General features: G+C 42.5%; 18 protein-coding genes, 5 tRNA genes, 2 pseudogenes and 1 riboswitch. Of the genes and pseudogenes, 5 read left to right on the top strand and 20 right to left on the bottom strand.

Annotated elements, in window-relative coordinates:
• Positions 1-15 precede the first annotated feature (15 nt).
• Positions 16-89 (bottom strand) — tRNA-Pro (locus tag FC60_RS00750).
• A gap of 117 nt (positions 90-206) precedes the next feature.
• On the opposite strand from FC60_RS00750, the gene FC60_RS00745 reads away from it, so the two are divergent.
• Entirely contained in the window at positions 207-1,136 is a 930-nt protein-coding gene (locus FC60_RS00745; protein ID WP_056936615.1) for a 3-hydroxyacyl-CoA dehydrogenase family protein, read from the top strand.
• A gap of 116 nt (positions 1,137-1,252) precedes the next feature.
• Here FC60_RS00745 and FC60_RS00740 read toward each other — a convergent pair whose 3' ends face one another.
• Both FC60_RS00740 and FC60_RS00735 read right to left on the bottom strand, forming a co-directional pair.
• On the bottom strand, positions 1,253-1,810 hold the full coding sequence (locus FC60_RS00740; protein ID WP_056936614.1) for a phosphoribosyltransferase family protein: 558 nt from the start codon (positions 1,808-1,810) through the stop codon (positions 1,253-1,255).
• A 12-nt stretch (positions 1,811-1,822) separates the two neighbouring features.
• Positions 1,823-2,530 (bottom strand): PAS domain-containing protein, encoded by a 708-nt coding sequence (locus FC60_RS00735; RefSeq protein WP_235806052.1) that lies wholly within the window; start codon positions 2,528-2,530, stop codon positions 1,823-1,825.
• Positions 2,531-2,791: 261 nt separating this feature from the next.
• Between FC60_RS00735 and FC60_RS00730 the strand changes: the two genes are divergently transcribed.
• The gene (locus FC60_RS00730) at positions 2,792-3,703 is read left to right on the top strand and encodes a lysophospholipid acyltransferase family protein (protein ID WP_056936613.1); all 912 of its coding nucleotides are present in this window, start codon (positions 2,792-2,794) and stop codon (positions 3,701-3,703) included.
• A 106-nt stretch (positions 3,704-3,809) separates the two neighbouring features.
• Here FC60_RS00730 and FC60_RS00725 read toward each other — a convergent pair.
• The 8 genes from FC60_RS00725 to FC60_RS00690 all read right to left on the bottom strand — a co-directional run bounded on the left by FC60_RS00725 (position 3,810) and on the right by FC60_RS00690 (position 7,800).
• Positions 3,810-3,883: transfer RNA gene (locus FC60_RS00725), tRNA-Arg, on the bottom strand.
• A 9-nt stretch (positions 3,884-3,892) separates the two neighbouring features.
• Positions 3,893-3,964 (bottom strand) — tRNA-Gly (locus tag FC60_RS00720).
• Between the two features lie 41 nt (positions 3,965-4,005).
• Complete coding sequence (locus FC60_RS00715) at positions 4,006-4,518, bottom strand: hypothetical protein (RefSeq protein WP_056936612.1); 513 nt, start codon at positions 4,516-4,518, stop codon at positions 4,006-4,008.
• Positions 4,519-4,540: 22 nt separating this feature from the next.
• A complete protein-coding gene (locus FC60_RS00710; RefSeq protein WP_056936611.1) occupies positions 4,541-5,278 on the bottom strand; it encodes a sulfite exporter TauE/SafE family protein in 738 nt (245 codons plus the stop codon).
• Positions 5,279-5,360: 82 nt separating this feature from the next.
• Positions 5,361-5,443, bottom strand: a tRNA-Leu gene (locus FC60_RS00705).
• Positions 5,444-5,452: 9 nt separating this feature from the next.
• Positions 5,453-5,525: transfer RNA gene (locus FC60_RS00700), tRNA-Val, on the bottom strand.
• A 46-nt stretch (positions 5,526-5,571) separates the two neighbouring features.
• Positions 5,572-7,080: an amino acid permease gene (locus tag FC60_RS00695; RefSeq protein ID WP_056936610.1), complete on the bottom strand. Its 1,509-nt coding sequence runs from the start codon at positions 7,078-7,080 to the stop codon at positions 5,572-5,574.
• A 62-nt stretch (positions 7,081-7,142) separates the two neighbouring features.
• Positions 7,143-7,311, bottom strand: a riboswitch (Lysine riboswitch).
• Positions 7,312-7,347: 36 nt separating this feature from the next.
• On the bottom strand, positions 7,348-7,800 hold the full coding sequence (locus tag FC60_RS00690) for a GNAT family N-acetyltransferase (protein ID WP_056936609.1): 453 nt from the start codon (positions 7,798-7,800) through the stop codon (positions 7,348-7,350).
• 36 nt (positions 7,801-7,836) lie between these two features.
• Between FC60_RS00690 and FC60_RS00685 the strand changes: the two genes are divergently transcribed.
• Positions 7,837-8,625: a lp_1002 family arylesterase gene (locus tag FC60_RS00685; protein ID WP_056936608.1), complete on the top strand. Its 789-nt coding sequence runs from the start codon at positions 7,837-7,839 to the stop codon at positions 8,623-8,625.
• On the opposite strand, the gene FC60_RS00680 is transcribed toward FC60_RS00685, so the two are convergent.
• The 4 genes from FC60_RS00680 to FC60_RS00665 form a co-directional block, all read right to left on the bottom strand.
• Positions 8,617-9,390, bottom strand: coding sequence for an SDR family NAD(P)-dependent oxidoreductase (locus FC60_RS00680; protein ID WP_056936607.1), 774 nt, complete (start codon positions 9,388-9,390; stop codon positions 8,617-8,619). The genes FC60_RS00685 and FC60_RS00680 overlap by 9 nt on opposite strands.
• Positions 9,391-9,473: 83 nt before the next feature.
• Positions 9,474-10,142 (bottom strand): phosphatase PAP2 family protein, encoded by a 669-nt coding sequence (locus FC60_RS00675; RefSeq protein ID WP_007122093.1) that lies wholly within the window; start codon positions 10,140-10,142, stop codon positions 9,474-9,476.
• A 46-nt stretch (positions 10,143-10,188) separates the two neighbouring features.
• Positions 10,189-10,689, bottom strand: coding sequence for a threonine/serine exporter family protein (locus FC60_RS00670; protein ID WP_056936606.1), 501 nt, complete (start codon positions 10,687-10,689; stop codon positions 10,189-10,191).
• Positions 10,690-10,698: 9 nt separating this feature from the next.
• Entirely contained in the window at positions 10,699-11,448 is a 750-nt protein-coding gene (locus FC60_RS00665) for a threonine/serine exporter family protein (RefSeq protein WP_056936605.1), read from the bottom strand.
• A gap of 157 nt (positions 11,449-11,605) precedes the next feature.
• On the opposite strand from FC60_RS00665, the gene FC60_RS00660 reads away from it, so the two are divergent.
• Positions 11,606-12,499, top strand: a complete 894-nt coding sequence (locus FC60_RS00660; protein ID WP_056936604.1) for a cation diffusion facilitator family transporter — start codon at positions 11,606-11,608, stop codon at positions 12,497-12,499.
• Positions 12,500-12,569: 70 nt separating this feature from the next.
• Here FC60_RS00660 and FC60_RS00655 read toward each other — a convergent pair.
• The 5 genes and pseudogenes from FC60_RS00655 to FC60_RS00635 all read right to left on the bottom strand — a co-directional run bounded on the left by FC60_RS00655 (position 12,570) and on the right by FC60_RS00635 (position 16,932).
• Positions 12,570-13,937: pseudogene (locus FC60_RS00655) on the bottom strand (APC family permease).
• Positions 13,934-14,666 (bottom strand): annotated as a pseudogene (locus FC60_RS00650) (gamma-glutamyl-gamma-aminobutyrate hydrolase family protein). Before FC60_RS00650 ends, FC60_RS00655 begins: the two co-directional pseudogenes overlap by 4 nt.
• Positions 14,667-14,937: 271 nt before the next feature.
• Complete coding sequence (locus FC60_RS00645) at positions 14,938-15,630, bottom strand: VIT1/CCC1 transporter family protein (RefSeq protein WP_056936603.1); 693 nt, start codon at positions 15,628-15,630, stop codon at positions 14,938-14,940.
• A gap of 9 nt (positions 15,631-15,639) precedes the next feature.
• The gene (locus FC60_RS00640; RefSeq protein ID WP_056936602.1) at positions 15,640-16,320 is read right to left on the bottom strand and encodes a VIT1/CCC1 transporter family protein; all 681 of its coding nucleotides are present in this window, start codon (positions 16,318-16,320) and stop codon (positions 15,640-15,642) included.
• Positions 16,321-16,464: 144 nt separating this feature from the next.
• On the bottom strand, positions 16,465-16,932 hold the full coding sequence (locus FC60_RS00635; RefSeq protein WP_040468641.1) for a universal stress protein: 468 nt from the start codon (positions 16,930-16,932) through the stop codon (positions 16,465-16,467).
• A gap of 89 nt (positions 16,933-17,021) precedes the next feature.
• Between FC60_RS00635 and FC60_RS00630 the strand changes: the two genes are divergently transcribed.
• On the top strand, positions 17,022-17,459 hold the full coding sequence (locus FC60_RS00630; protein WP_056936601.1) for a GNAT family N-acetyltransferase: 438 nt from the start codon (positions 17,022-17,024) through the stop codon (positions 17,457-17,459).
• The last annotated feature ends 75 nt before the right edge of the window (positions 17,460-17,534 follow it).

Below are 17,534 nucleotides of genomic sequence, written 5' to 3'. Positions count from 1 at the left end.
CCTTCAAATAAAAAATCGGGAATACAAGATTCGAACTTGCGACCTCGTCGTCCCGAACGACGCGCTCTACCAAGCTGAGCTAATTCCCGATCAATAAAATTACAATTACTATTGTACGCTATTTTTTCTGTAATGGTCATAAAAATTTTTACACATCCCCATTTTATCCCAGTATCATATAGGTAAAAAGATTGGAGGATCAATTAATGAATAAGATTAACACAATTGCCTGTTTTGGTACCGGAACCATGGGAAGTGCCATCGCTGGTCAATTTGCAGCCGCCGGTTTTACCACGAACATCTTTTTATATCATCCTGATCAAAAAGCTCAAATCCACCAAAGGATCAGTGCGATCGTCAAATTATTAGTTGAACATCAACTAAGCGCAGGTTCTTATGACGAGGTAATTTCTAATCTTCATTATTATGATAATTATGCTGACACCCTTAAGCAGGCCGATTTTGTCACCGAATCCATTAGTGAAGATTTAGTTTTAAAACAAGAGCTTTGGCAAAAGATCGAAGCGGTCGCTGAAAACACAACCATTTTTTCTACTAATACGTCCGGCCTAAATCCGGATGACATCGCTAATAAGTTACAAAATCCGACGCGCTTTGTCGTCGCCCACTTTTGGAATCCAGCTCATTTAATGCCCTTGGTCGAAGTGGTACCTTCCTCGAATACTACTGAAGATACCGTTACAGCTACCGTTGATTTAATGAGCCGTATTAACAAACACCCCGTAGCCTTAAAGAAGGCCTCTCTAGGTTTCGTTGGCAATCGAATCCAAGCGGCCGTCTTACGCGAAGCTTTAAATATTGTGGAACAAGAAATTGCCAGTCCCCAGGCCGTCGATGAAATCGTCAAGTACAGTTTAGGACGTCGCTGGAATTTAGTGGGACCGATTGCTAGCGTTGATCTTGGCGGACTCGATGTCTTTGATAACATTTCTAAGTATCTCTACGCTGATTTAGATAATCAAACTGGTGAAGATCCCCGCTTAAAAGCTAAAGTTGATCAACATGCCTTAGGTCTAAAGACTGGTCATGGCTTTTACGATTGGCAAGGTGATACCGGTCAACAATTGATTAAAAATCGCGATCAAGGCTTAATTAACGAACTCAAGCAAGATTAAGAATGAAGCTGGGAAAAAAGCAAACAGGCGTCCTATAGGGCTAATCTAGAACGAATGTGATCAAAAGCAATGAGGGTGTGAAGAAATGTTAATTAGCATTTCTTCACACCCATTTTTTAATCTTTGATTTGTCCCCTTGCATCAAACAAGGGTAGTGAGGATAGATAGATAATATCATTGCGATGGGCCGCAGCACCTTCCGCTAAAATAGCCACTTTTGCTACCACCTGACAGCTTACTCGAGCTAGTAGTTCTTCAGCTGCTTTTAATGAACCCCCAGTCGAAATTACATCATCCAACAGTACAACCCGTTTACCACTTAACGTCGCCGCATCCATTCCATCTAGAACCAATTGTTGCGGTTCACTAGTGGTGATAGATTCTACCGTAGTCACTACCGGTTCAGTCATGTAGGACTTGATACTTTTTCGAATTACCACGTAATGATCACGGTTTGTTTTCCGGGTCAATTCATGAGCTAAGGGAATCCCTTTACTTTCCAAGGTCACTACAAAATCAAAATCCAAGGTTAATTGATCCTTCAACTGTCGGGCAGCTTCGATCGTTAATTCAGTATCACCTAATAAAACAAACGAGGCAATTTGCGTATTTTCACCAATTTTGACCAAAGGTAAATTGCGCTTAAGTTTACCAATCGATATTTGATAGTCCATAATAATGACTCCCTAATTGGATGGATGACTAGTTGCATCTATATCGGCTTGATGACGTTTCACGTCTGCAGGTGTCTCTACAAAATCAGGTCGTTGCGCCTGCTCATCGGGGACCATTTTCAGACCATTCGTCCGACAATAGTATTCAGCTAATGGCTTGAGGTCAACCACCCATTCAGCGATCCCTCGGAAATTACCCGCTTCGTCTTCAATTCGCTTATAACGATTATAATGCATGATTGGCTCACCATGCCCTCTGGAAACCGGCGTCCATACTTCATCGCGACCATCCGCTTTGGCCCGTAGCCCATACCAAACTTGCTTAGCATATTTTCGCACATTACCAACATCGGGATGAACATCATCCATATTGTCACCGACTTGTTCTGGACGGCGCCGCCCCATCATTTGATTGGGATCATCGTATTGTCGGTTATACCACATTAATTGGTGGTTATCGTCACAGTAAGTTAACTCCCCATAAACTTCTTTTAATAGCCAGTTCAATTGATTGACGGTTAACAAACCACGATCGAGGAGCACATAATCATCCCCTTGAGCAGCATGTACTTTCTGACTAGCTTCTTCCAGCCAGTTATCGTCATGGGGATTAAGACCATTCACCGTATATTTTCCTTGCCCTTTAGCCGCAAAGTCTTCCTTCTCCACTTCTGCTTGGTCAAGCTCGCCCAGCCACCTTAATCCATCATTTTCAGCCATTTAAATCACTCCTTTTTCTTTTATTGTAACTAAAATTCCTTCATCATCGCTAGTCATAAATCGCTTGTGAAGAAATCCTTCGATTATGGTATGATGGTCAAAATATCAAAGATCATCAAATTTTTTACTATCACCCTATCCATAATTATCAGATATGAGACACTTTGGTCCAATTTGATAATTGTGTCGAGCTAAAATATCTATAAAATTAAAGATAACCTAGCTTCATCGACCGATGATTGCAAAACCAGAGGAATTGAAATGTTTGAATCAAGTTATCAAGTTATTGAAAATATTCACCAGGCTGTTTTAGACCAAGACTTCCATGCCAAGGTTCAAGACAACGACGCTAGTCTCTCCAGTCAGGAAAGTAGCGACTTAATTGCAAACTATTGGAAATACAAGCAGACTCGGCGAGCCAAAATCCGAAACCATAACGTTCGGAAATTTATGGATCGCTACGCCATGAAACTTGTTCCCGCTGAAAATATTGTGGGTCTGGAGAAAATTACCGATCTTCATACCGGGGCTATTGTAACCAGCAATCACTTCAGTCCACTCGAAAATTTGGCGGTCCGTTCGGCAGTCCGTTATGCCGGCTACCAGAATCTTTCCATTGTCAGCCAAGAAACGAATTTAATGGCCGCTTACCCGCTTCATTTCATCTTTTGGAATTATGATCTGATCCCAATCGCCTCCCAAGGGGGCGGCATGGAATATATGGGACGCGAACTTCCCCATCGACTCGAAACGACTTTAAGCCAAGGAAATCCGATCCTGATCTATCCTGAACAAGAAATGTGGTATAACTATCGGAAACCTCGCCCATTACAACGAGGTGCTTATTACTATGCGGCTCGCTTTAATGTCCCGATCATTTCCTTGTTTGTTGAAATTATTCAAGATGACGAATTATCCAATGATGATTTTTATAAAACCCATTATCGGGTACATGTCTTAGAGCCAATTTTCCCAGACCCAGATCAATCTATTAAAGCTAACTCCGTTCGAATGCAGGAATTGGACTACCAACAAAAATGTCAGGCCTACGAAAAAGCCTATCATCGTCCGCTCTCCTATCGCTGGGAAGATACGGATATTGCTGGTTTACGACCTCGGCATCAGTCAGATATTTCAACACCCGTTCCCGAACCTGATCGTTCCTTATCATAATAACTATTACATAGAGAGATCCCATTAGGTGGTCGCTCTTTTAATTTACAAAAAGCTGGAAAGAAACGTCATTGTCTCTTCCCAGCTTTATAATTCCTTAATGGTATGCACCTAGCAGGAGTCGAACCCGCAGCCTTCTGATTCGAAGTCAGACGCTCTATCCAGTTGCGCTATAGGTGCAAAATAAAAAGCGGAAGACGGGATTCGAACGCGCGACCCCCACCATGGCAAGGTGATGTTCTACCACTGAACTACTTCCGCATTTGACTATACTTAGTATTCTATCATGATAACTAAGTTTGTCAATCCAGTTGACGACGATTAATTTGATCCGACCATCGGTCAATCTGGTCTTCCAAATAGGAAATTTCTTTGCTAAGTGCTGTTTTCGTGGCCCGAGGATTTTCTGAAATTTGCTGAGCTTTTTCGAGCCAGCGGCGTTGCTTTTCTAAAGGCATGAGGCCAACTTCTTCAGCGCGCCCTAGTAAGGCCTGATAATTCGCAATTAGACCTTTTAGTTGCTGATGGAGCGAATCAAGTTCAGCCTGACTTACTTTTTTACTCGTTTGACGCTTTTTGCTCGGTTTGACTATCAGAGGATCGATGCTTTGATGATTGGCTAGCGCGCTTAACACTTTTATATCATCATTGGTTAAGGGCCAATTCTGCTGACGACTTTCAATCAAACGGATCTTAAATTCATAAGGAGCATCGGGAATCTGATCATAAGCCAATTGAAACAGTCTTTCTGGGAAAACCATCCATTGACGTTGTTTTCGGCGAATTTCAACTTGTTGTCCTTTGGTTAATTCCATCGTTTCTCCTTACTAGTCTGCCTTAAAATAGCGATTTAAAGCCAAAGAAAATTAACATCAAAGCGAGGATTACTCGCAAAATTTGCTCACTAATCGGGTAACGGTCAAGGTATTCTACAATGGTTGGCGCAAACAAGCCACCAATCACCGCCCCGATCATCAAAGGGATCCCTAAGGACCAATCGACCATTCCTGAGGCTGCATGCACTAATGCCCCTAAACTACACATCCCGGCTAAAACGTAGGATGAAGTGGCCGTAGCATCAAAAAGTGATTCACCCATCAGTAATAAACCAGCAATGATTGGTCCACCACCACTGGATCCCGAAATACCAACCATCAGTCCCCCGAGTGAACCATAGGTCAAGGCCGCAATTTGCGGGTGTTGTGGTGATCGCTGCTGAGTCCGTCTCATTAGCATCTTAATCCCAAAATAAATCAAGAGTAGGGCAATGATCCATGTGTATATTTTTTCAGGAATCCAAGGTGATAATAGTAAGCCTAAGACGACTCCTGGAATGGCGGCAATCAACATTTGATTCCCAATTTTAAAGTTAATCCGATGATGACGCCAATAGCCAATCACTCCTACATAAATTGATGGTAAAGCCGTAACCAGAGAAGTAGCAGCCGCCGTTACTGGCGAAAGGCCAAACAGTGCTGTCAAAACACCCAGATAAAAGGCGCCACCGCCACCGCCCATGGCAATGACGAAAGTACCAATTAATATTCCGATAATCACTAATCCAAACACTTGCATTTAACCGCCCTCCCTGATGACTTTCGGAGAAATAAAAAAACTTGAGATAACCAAGGTTAAATCAAGCTTCTTAAACTATAAATGCGGATAAAGGGATTCGAACCCCCACGCCACAAGGACACAAGAACCTAAATCTTGCGCGTCTGCCAGTTCCGCCATATCCGCATGAATCGATGGAGGATACAGGGCTCGAACCTGTGACCCTCTGCTTGTAAGGCAGACGCTCTCCCAACTGAGCTAATCCTCCATATCGATAACTATTTTAGTTTATTATAGTTACCGATAATTGTCAATTAGTGATTTTGCTTTTCTCCAGTCGGCTCATCGGCTGGTTCAAAAGCTTCCCCTTTCGTACGCCGTGATAGATCGACCTTCTTTAAAGGAATCAATTTACTACCATATTTAACCTTGTAATAAATGTACAAGATGATAAAAATCGGCACCGTCATATAGGTAATGGCGATGTTGGACCAATCCATATTGATGAAAGCATCAATATTCTGTCCACAAATGACGACTAAACACAAAACAAAAGCTAGAATTGGCCCCAAGGGGAATAATGCCGCGTGATACTTTAATTCACTCAACTGGTGACCTTGGGCTACAAAGGCTCTTCGGAATCGCCAATGAGAAACGGCAATCCCGACCCAAGCAATAAAGCCGGACAATCCTGAAGCGCCAATTAAGTAGTTATAGGCTTCCGGACCGATAAATTGGGTTAACCAGACAAGAATTCCAATCACTAAGGTGGATAATAACCCATAAATTGGAATCCCGCGTTTATCAATATAACCAAGAATCTTCCAAGCATAGCCTTCCCGTGCTTGGGAATAAAGCATCCGCGAAGAAGCATACATCCACGAATTAGCTGATGAAAGCACTGCTACAAGAATCACAGCATTCATCACACTCGCTGCTGCTGCTAAACCGGCGCGCTTAAAGACCAGCGTAAAGGGACTAGTCACAATATCCTTAACGTCCGAACTCAACAGATTAGGATTCGTGTATGGTAGGATACAGGCAATGACAAAAATCGTACAAATGTAGAATAAAAGAATTCGCCAGAAAGTGGAGTGAATGGCCCGTGGCACACTCTTTTCAGGATCAGCTGATTCCCCAGCGGCAATCCCAACCATTTCGGTTCCTTGAAAAGAAAATCCGGCTACTAGGAAAACACTCAAAATTCCCGAAAAACCATTCACAAACGGAGCTTTCTTATAAGTAAAATTCTCTAACCCAACCGGTCCTTGACCACCCATAATCCCCAAGATAACTAGCACCCCGACGATTAAGAAAACAATTACCGTAACCACCTTCACCAAGGCTAACCAAAATTCGGTCTCCCCATATGACTTCACCGACAACACGTTGATTAAGAAAATCAAAGCGAAGACGACCGCACTAAAAATCCACGATGGAATATGGGGGAACCAAAAGTTCATGACTAACCCCGCCGTGGTGACTTCCACCGGGACGGTAATAGCACAATTAAGCCAATAGTTCCAACCAAGAGCAAAACCCATGGCGGGACTCACAAATTTAGTGGCATAAGCCGCAAAAGAGCCACTTAACGGAATATAGGTGGCCATTTCGGCAAGGGAAGTCATCAAAAAGTAAACCATAATTCCCATCACGGCATAGGCCACCAAAGCGCCCCCCGGTCCAGCCGTCGTAATTGCGGACCCACTGGCAATAAAAAGCCCGGTCCCAATTGATCCTCCCAAAGCGATCATTGATAAATGTCGCGATTGCAAAGATCGCTTAATTTCGCCACCCTGTTGGTGGCTCATATCTGTTGCCATCAGATTTCCTCCTTGTTTTCAATACAAAAAAGTTCTTCCCGGGCAACCAGAAAGAACCTATCTTATCTAGAAGCGCTCCGTGTTTCCACGACAGTGAATCGCTTTTTAAACGATCCCCCAACGCCACTGGGGCAAACCAGTTTTGTTTCGGCATGGCACCCTTTCATCAATGATCCAGCTTTTGCCAGCCTAACAATGATTACTGATGAGACATGCACCTCTTCGTTAAATATTTACTTTAATACATTAGTGATTATACACGCTTACTCACATTTTACAAGTCGACCACTTGATGATCCCGGCTTCTTTAGCTAGCGGTTGAAAGCCATTCACTTGCAAGACCGCTTGTGAAGGTAGGTTGTCCTCCCGTGTATAAGCAACGATTAATTGGTCGGCATAATGAACCAGGATTTGCTGCACTGCTTTCGTCATGATCCCTTGATTCCACCAAGGTCTCTGTAATAAATATCCTAATTCACGACCGGCATCGATCGGAAAGAAGGCGATCAAGCCAATCAACTGATCCCCATGGAAAATCCCCCAGAGGACTTGTTGATTCAGCCAATTTTGAATTGCCCATCGCCGGGCGCCCGGATGCTCACTCAAGTTTAGTCCGGCGGCTAGGGCAAGCTGCTGATCGGCCAACAAGGCTTCAACCTGATCAAGCTCACGGGCCTCTAATTGATGAATTTGAACTTGAGAACTTTCGTCCACTTGCATTATAATGCTCCTATTTAAACCACGTGAGGTGACTGTATGGAAATTAAAAATTACTCGATTAATGAACACGCCCAATTAACGGCTTATTTGCAAAGTACTTATCCTGACCAAGAACTACCAGCGATCCTAATCGTCCCGGGCGGATCAATGACTCATATTCCCATTGAGTCATCCGAAAAAACTGCTTTACGTTTTAACGCGCTGGGCTTTCAAGCCTTTGTCCTCCGCTACACTTTTCTGAATGAGCAACAGCCCTTATTACCTCAACCAATCTTAGACTTAGCGGCGGCGGTAATCATGGTTAAAATGCATCGCGAAGAGTGGCGTTTAAATAACCAATTAACCCTTCTCGGTTTCTCGGCGGGTGGGCTAATCGTCTCATTATATAATGATTATTGGGACAGTACTTGGCTCACTAATCAGCTAGGTACTCATAGTGCTATCTTAAAGCCGTCCAATGTCATTCTTGGTTATCCGGTGATTGACCTTGATCTAGGTTTCCCTAATGATGTTGACACTCTTCATCAATGGACAAATGATCCTGAATTTTACAGTGCCAGCCATCACGTCACCGATACCAACGTCCCCACTTTTTTGTGGGCGACAATGGATGATCCTTTGATTACCGTCCAAAACACGATCAATTACAGTTTAGCCCTTCACGCCCATCAAATTCCCCATGAGGTTCATCTTTTTCAGCATGGTCCTCATGGAATGACGATCGCTAATTCATTAGCCGCCAAGCCAACTGAGCCTGATCATGCCGATCCTCACGTAGCTCATTGGATCGATCTTGCCAGCGAGTGGTTGCAATTCTTAACGTAATAGATAGCCCCCATCAACTGGTAACATCACTCCAGTCACATAATCAGAAGCCGAACTGGCCAAAAAGATCATTGGGCCCATCAAATTTTCCGGAACGCCCCAATCGCCTGATGGAATATGAGCTTGAATCTCCGGACCGCGAACGGGATCATCTTGTAAGGCTTTGGTCATATCAGTTTTAATGTAGCCCGGCGCCAAGCCGTTGACTTGAATATGATATGGGGCTAAGGCATCCGCATAGGCCTTTGTTAATCCTAATACCCCATGTTTAGAAGCGGTGTAAGGGAAAATATACTTCCCCGCCCGATATGATTGCATCGACCCAATGTTAATAATTTTCCCCGAGGATTGTTTAACCATAACTTTAGCGGCGGCATGCGACAAATGATAAAGTGCATTCAGATTGAGATTAATCACTTTATCCCAATCCGTATCTTTAAAAGCTAAAACATCGTTACGGATTTGGATTCCGGCATTATTAACCAATATATCTAATTGACCATACTGGTGCATAACCGCTTCGACTATCTGATCAGCACAGCCAGGTTGACTAATGTCTTCTTGCAGAAAATAAACTTCTGACCCTAACTCGCTTACTTTACTTCTCAACTCAGCCCAACCATCTTTTGATCGGGAAACCACAAAAATTTTCGCCCCATACATGGCAAGGGCAATTGAATAATACTTTCCTAAACCTTTGGCACCACCAGTAACCAAGGCTACCCGCCCATCAAGACGAAAACTGGTTGAATTAAAGGCTTCCATTAGCTCCACCTCCTAATTGATCTTACGACCTGATTGTATCACGAAATGAAAGCTAACAAAAAACCGCCATTTTGGCGGTTTTTTTAGATCCGTGAATTGTGGGTAAAATTCCAGTGCTGTAAAGTCGGTGCATATTTCACATAGGCCATTTCCATCACTTGGACCCAAGTGTAGGCTAATAACATGGCCCCAATCGTATCAGTTGGGTAGTGCGCATATAAGTAAACCCGCGAAATAGCTAACAGAATCACGAAAATTAAAGTTAAGGCAATGGTTAGATTTCGTTTTAACCGATTTTGAATCAAAGGAACGAGGATCAAAAGAATAATAGCGGCCACAATGAAAGTTCCTAAAACATGGCCACTTGGGAAACTATAACCATCGTCGGAAGCCAGGTGTTGCGATGGTCGTGCCCGTTGGATAATGTGTTTAACAATCCAGCCCAGGACATCTGCACCGAACAAGGTGACGACTGACCATACCGCCGGCACCTTAAACTTGAATCCCCATAACAGAAAAGCAATGACTAAGGTCCACAGAATGGTCATTTTCGGGCTACCGATAAAGCTGATGAATTTCATGATGAAAGTCATGAAACCCGATGCGTGGTTGCTGGTGAACAAAGTTTGCAAGGCTGCATCGACGGTGCTAGGTAATAAGGTGCTCTTCCAAACCATTAGAGCAATGATGATGAAAAGAATTCCGGAAACATAAAAACGTAGTTTCCGTCCATGATCTTGTTGGATTAACATTAAGTTTCTCTCTCGCTTTCTTGTCTATTGGGAAAATTATACCATATCAGCCCTTTTTCGGTGGGCGTTTTTTCGGTAATAGCACCTGACTAAAGGGTCGCGGTCCCCGAATCCGCCGGCCAAAAATTGCGGCGTTCAGCAAATCGCCAATCCCAAAACCTAGCGATAAAGCTCCGGCAATAACAATGACTTGATAAAAATAAGTCATCGCTAAAGCATTATGACCCAAGACAAAATTACTGATCATTCGGTAGGATTGGCCCCCAGGCACAAAGTTAACTAGCGCCGGCACATTATAAATAATCATGGGTAATTTTTGCCGGCGGGCCAACAACATACTAGTAACCGAAATTAAAATGGCCCCAATCATGTTACTCATGGCTAGACCTAAATGAAGTTGGAAATACAGAATAACGTAGACTGCCCAGGATAAACAACCAATCAAGCCCGAAGGCAGATATGCTTTGACAGGGATATTTAACATCATCCCAAAGCAAATTGCTGCGATGAAGGCCATTGAACATTGAATTAATAAATTAGTTTGCATTAGCCACTCCTAAAAATAACGCAAAACGATGACAATCGCACAACCAATCGATGCTGCCGTCAATAAAGCTTCTAAGGCACGTGAAGGACCACTGATCAAATTTCCAGAGACAAAATCGCGGGCCGCATTCGTTAATGGCACCCCTGGTACCAGTGGCATAATGGAACCAACAATGGTGGCACTGGTATCATGAACCAAGCCTAACTTGCCTAATAAAACGGTACAGATCCCGATTACCAAAGCGGAACAAAATTCGCTAATATACTTAATTTGGAAACGACCAAACAGCCGAAGAAAAGTCCAATAACCTAAGCCACCAATCACAAATCCATAGGCGATATCGCGAACATCTTCGGTAAAAATCACCATCAAAACAGCGCTTAAAATCGCCGCTGCTAAACATTGGAGCCATTCTGGTAAATTAGTTTGGTCCCGATCAACTTCACTCAGTCGTTGATAGGTTTCCTGAAGACTTAACTCTCCGGCCGAGAACTGCCGAGACACACTATTCACTTGGGCAATTTTGCGCAAATTATTTTTTCGTACCCGAATATCGACGGCCTGAGCATTCGGCTGATGATCAGACGAGGCTACGATCCCGGTAACCGTTGTAAAAACCTGAAAGGATTTTAAACCTGCCGCACTTCCCATACGATACATGGTGTCATTCACGCGATCCATATTCGATCCATTTTCAATCAAAATCTGGCCCGCTAGGATACAGGTCGTAATTGCAAGGTTTCGTTCTTGATCTTCCATACGCTCCTCCCTCATATTCAATGAGTTAATTATCTGTAAAAGCAACTGAAATAACAAGTCCTTTCAGTGATTTAACTATTTTTTCTTTTAAGGTCGCGTTTCCTTATCAGATCTGTTATTGTACAATATTTTCAAAAGCAAGATAAAGGAGATTTTTATGCATCAACATCAGGTTTCAGGGAAGCGCTTTGGCGGTGTCACCCTCCTTAATGCGGTCATTACAGTAGTAGAAATTTTAGGTGGCATCTTTTCCGGCAGCCTTTCGCTACTATCCGATGCGATGCATAACCTTAGTGATACCATATCAATTGCGATAGGTTATGGCGCACAAATCATTAGTCAACGACCGGAAAATTCTAAGCGCACTTATGGCTACCAGCGGGCCCAAATTTTGGCCGCCCTTTTTAATGCCGCTTTATTAGTTTTGATCGCAGTCGTATTAATCATTGAAGCCATTCAACGTTTCCAGCATCCCGAAAAAATTGACGGTCCATTAATGCTGGTGGTTGCCGTAATTGGTTTAATTGCCAATTTTGTGTCAATGTTTCTTTTAAACGCGGGTAAAGACACTAGTTTGAATATCAAGGCTACTTATCTCCATTTACTCAGCGACACCTTATCATCAGTCGCCGTGATTATTGGAGCGCTCGTCCTGACTTTTACTGATGCCGAATGGGTTGATCCCCTTTTAACCATCATTGTCGCCCTTTATATCGCTTATGAAGCCTGGCCGATCATCAAAACCACTTTCAACATTTTGATGCAAACCTCACCCGCTGTAAATTATGATGAAATTGAGCGGGATCTGTTAGCCATTGATGGGATTTGTCACGTCCACCATTTGCATGCTTGGATGATTGATGAACACCACAATTCAATGTCACTTCATATTAATTGTGATGATATCCGTCTAAGCGAAGCTGAACAAATATACCAGCAGGTTGATCAACTCCTAAAAAATAAATATCAGATTGATCACGTTACCATCCAAGCGGAATGCTATCGAGGCCGCCATGAACGGTTATTTAATCCCGATAGCGACCAATTTTAACTCATTAAAAAAGACTGGGGCATCAGCTCCAGTCTTTTAGTAAACCGTATAGGTTCGTTACATTTTTTAGTTACTTACGTTCCCAATTTGCAAATAGGGCAAAGATAATCGGTAAGACCACAAAGCCACCAATCATTCCAGAAATCGCATACCAATTCAGGTGACCGTGGATCGAAAATTCACCGACCCAATCATATTCAAATAGTAAGAAGGCCGTCAATAAGACCCCTAAAAGCGGAATTAAAACATCCGTCCACCAATTTTTCGGGGCATCTAAAATTGTTTGTTGATGCTTATCGTAATAGTACCCAACCACCCCAATCGGAATGACAATAAATTCAAAAAAGCGGACCATGGCACTCATTAAAATTACCAAAGTTGTTTCATATAAGAATGACATTGGAATTAAGATGGCTAAAGCCACGGTGATGATATAAGCCACAATCGGGATTCCCTTGCGATTACGTTTCGCAATCCAATGTGGCATCTGACCTTCATTCGCCATCGCTTCTAAAATACGTGGTGAGTTGAAAGAAGCCGCTACATTGATCCCGAACATGGAGACTAAGGCCCCTAATAAAATAATGGTTTATAAAATTCGATTAGAAAAGACAGCTGCTAGGGCCACGACTTGATTGGTTTTGACGATCGCCACCGGATTGATCATCATTGCCACCGAAATCGTCCCAATATAAATAATAGAAATAATGATAATTGCTAGCGGAATTGCCCGAGGAAGATTCTTTTCCGGCTTAATCATATCTTCTGAACCGCTCGACACACTTTCGAAGCCAGTGAAGGCATAAAAAGCCGCCACCATGGCCATCACAAATGATGAAGTGGTTACTGATGGGATCAAACCACCATTGCCCGTCAAACGATTGATCTGACTAAAATTATTTTGACCAGTTACCAGAAGAATACTAACTCCGGCAATGATCAAAATCACCAAAGCGGTTAACTTACCAATCGTTGATAGATTGTTCACCCAGGTAAAAAATTCTTCGCCCAAGAAGTTCACAATCGTAATAATGATCATCAAAATTACAAAACCAATGGACACGCTCCGAAAATCATTGGGATTTCCGCCAAAAATCGATAAAGTTGACTTTATCACGCTTACTGCCATGACTCCCCAAGCTACTGAAGCCGAGAAATAACGTACCACGCCCATATAAAAGCCAAATCGATCTCCAAAGGAAGCCTTGGCATAAGCATAGGCACCCCCACTTTTCGAAACGTATTTAGCGGCCGATGCAAAGGAAATCGCTAAAACAATTGCAATAATTGCCGCCCCCAAATAGGCCAACGGAGCCTTAGCGCCAACCATCGAAACTACCGATCCCGGGGTTAAAAAGATCCCAGATCCGATAATTGAATTAATGGCAAATAAAACAATGGACCAAAAGCCCAATTTTTTTATAGTTGTCTGTGTCATCTTCTCTCTCCTTGTGCTTGATTAATTAAGGCTTGAAATAAGCGATCCATCGTTTTTTCACGACGATACAACATTTCCGGATGCCACTGCACCCCAATTATCGCCTGTTGAGGACTTTCAAAGCCCTCAATTACCCCATCTTCAGCCCAGGCGGTCGCCTGTAAATGCCGACCTAACCGGTGAATAGCTTGATGATGGAAGGAATTGATCGCTAGTTTGGTCTGGCCAAAAATATGGGCCAGTTTGGACCCGGTATTAATTGAAATGGTTTGAGTAACTTGATCGGGATGATCATGATACAAATGTTGCAGTGATGTATGTTGTCGATACTTTAAATCTTGATATAAAGAACCACCATGAGCAACATTTATAATTTGTGCACCCCGACAGATCCCTAAAATTGGTTTATTCGTCCCGCTCAGCTAATTGAACCACCTGTAAATCAAACCAGTCCCGACTCGGCATTAGATCATCTGATTCCAGTGTCGTATTTTCATGATAATTACGGGGATCAATATCATTCCCACCGGATAAAATCACCGCATCAACGGTGTTAATCTGCGACTTAATCACTGCTTCATCATTCGTCACTGGAATAATTAGCGGAACTCCCCCATTAGCAATGACCGCTTGAACGTAGTCTTCATTAACATAACTCCGGTGATAACCTTGAAAAGGTCCCGCATTCGTTAAGACCCCACCAGTAATGCCAATCATTGGTTTTACCATCTTTTATTTCTCCTTACTTTCAATAAAAAAGACACCACCATTTATGCTGGCAGTGTCAAAGGAATTGGTTTAACTATGAGTTCAGATTTTGATTGAACGCAAATTAACCGACCGCTCTAACACGCCCTGGGTTAATTTCATACACATACTGTTCATGGTAAATCCGTTCATAAGTTTCCTCACAAAAACATAATCTAATTAGTTTTTAATAATAATGAGTTTTAGCCAATCTGTCAATAAAAAAAGCCCAGTTTTTAACTCGGCCCTATTATTAAAATAATTTACCAACCCCATAGTGGATAGCAATGGTAATTAAACCAATGACAATATTACGAATAATGGCAACTTTCGTATCACCATCACCTAATTTCGAGCTAATCAAAGCCGTCAAGGCACTCGATGCCGCCACGGCGGCGATTGTCATCGGCCACTTATAAAATCCATTTACAAAGGTCATTGCCATTAATGGCAAGATCCCGCCTAAAGCTGCCGCAAATAATGATGAAAAAGCGGCCGCCCATGGATCCAAATAATGGCCAAGCTCAATATTGTACTTTACTTTTAAAACCGTTGCTAACGGTTTTTTCTTCATTAAATCCTCGGCAATCTTTAAAGAAAGATCACTGGTCAAGCCTTTGGAATGATAATAAGCTTGCACTGCTTCTAATTCACCTTGAAAGTCAGTTTTCAAAAGATGTTGCTCTTTTGCCACGACCGATTTTTCAGTATCTTTTTGCGTGCTCACCGATGCATATTCACCGACTGCCATCGAAAAAGCACAGGCCAACAAATCTGATAAACCAGCAATAAAGATGGTAAAGGAATTAGAAGTTGCAGCTGCCACCGAAACAAGAACCCCGACCACGGTGAGAATCCCATCATTAGATCCTAAGACCCCAGCACGCAAAGTATTTAATTTTTCTTCCATGGTTTGGTGCTGATGTTTAATCGTTTTAATTTGCATAGTAACTCCTTAGTGGGCAAATAATTGTCCAATGACAAAAGTAATCAACATGGTAATTAAGCCGGCAATTACGTTCCGAAACGCCGACTTCCAACGATCCGATCCCCCCAAAACTGCAGCTGTGTATCCGGTAATAATTAACATGAAGGTGACCGCCAACATGGTCATCCAAATTCGTAAGTGAACTGGTGAAATCGTAACCGCCACAATCGGTAAAACTGAGCCAATTGGGAAGGAAATAAAAGAAGCAATCGCCGCATCGTATGGACTGGTATATTCGCGAGGGTTAAAGCCATACCGTTCTTGAACCACAGTCCCAATTGGATCTTTATCCATCAATTGTTGAGTCGCTGCTTGAGCTAATTCCGGATCGATTGATTGATCAAGGTACTTTTGCTTAACAAAAGAAAACTCGCTAGCGTAATCATTTTTTAAACGCTGACCTTCAACTGCTAAGGCCATCTTTTGGGAATCCTTTTGAGTACTTACCGAAATATATTCACCCGCTGCCATAGAAATCGTGCCTGCCAAACTACCTGCCAGGCCCGAGATTAAAATAGCAAAGGGATTTTGCGTTGCTGCCGCAACCCCAATTACAATCCCCGCTACCGAGATAATGCCATCATTAGCCCCCATCACACTAGCTCGTAAAATATTCACCTTTTGTGCTAACGACATTTTCTGTTTCATTCGCTTCGCCCTCTTTAGTTTATAATCGTTCTAATCACATTTATTATCATAGATTCATCACTATCAGAAGTCAAGCTATTTTAGAATTATTCTAAAATAGAATGTGGCTTCCGTTTGGAATACCACATTCTTCAAGATCTATATTTAGTTTTGCTGATCAGTTCGGATCACCGTAACCGAGACACCAGAATTCTCAACGATATAGGACGCTTGCGATCCAATCGCCTTTCGTGAACCGGTTTTCCCAATCGAGCCGATCACTAAGAGATCTGGGGTAAATTCAGGAATGACATGATTACAGATTCGTTCAGCAGGATGATCACCTTGGTCAACAATTAAGGTGATCTTCTTGGGATCCACCCCATAATCAATCGCTGCTTGAACGTATTCTTGAACCTGTTCTTCTAGTTTTTCGCGACTGTCAATAACATAATCCTTATCCAAGATTTGAAAGACATTGACATTATGAGTTTCATATACGGAGACAATGCCTAATTCGGAGCCATCACGCTTGGCTTTGTCCACCGCATAATCAAAAGCCGCTAAGGCATCTGGAGCATTATCAACCCCAACTAAAATTTTATGAAACGTCTTTGGTTTGATTTCCATTATGAATCTCCTCTCCGCTTGTTTCATGCTACTTCTTTATCATACCGGCATTTGATATACTTGTAAACAACTAATCTTTGGAGGTTTATCCAATGGAATGGAAGCAAAAAAAATTTAATGAGTTAACCACTAAGGAATTATTCCAAATATATCAATTTCGATCTCAAGTCTTTACAGTTGGGCAAAATCGGATCTATCAAGATCCTGATGAAAATGATCTAGTGGCAACCCATGTCTTTGCTATTAACAATGACGACGTGGTTGCCTATGCGCGTATTTTTATTGAAGACAATTTTGTAACTTTTGGACGGGTGGCTACCTCACCTAGTTACCGCGGTCAGGGGCTGGGCCAGCAACTAATGGATACAGTAATGCAAACGATCCAACAAAACTATCCAAAGAAGCTAATTGAAATACATGCCCAAGATTATGTCGAAGGCTTTTATCAAAAATTTGGGTTTACTAGTCAGGGGGCGCCAGTTCAAATTGCGGGTACCCCTCATATTAAAATGACTCATCCAGCTATGTAGCCCTCACCATATTACTTCAAAAAAGGAGATCCTCAAATTTCTGAGGAAGAAGTGAACCCCCTAAGTTGGACAGAT

Source organism: Limosilactobacillus gastricus DSM 16045, from assembly GCF_001434365.1.
GTDB classification, from domain to species: Bacteria; Bacillota; Bacilli; order Lactobacillales; family Lactobacillaceae; genus Limosilactobacillus; species Limosilactobacillus gastricus.
The sequence above is the reverse complement of the archived record's forward strand: the minus strand, read 5'-3'. Positions and strand labels throughout refer to the sequence as shown.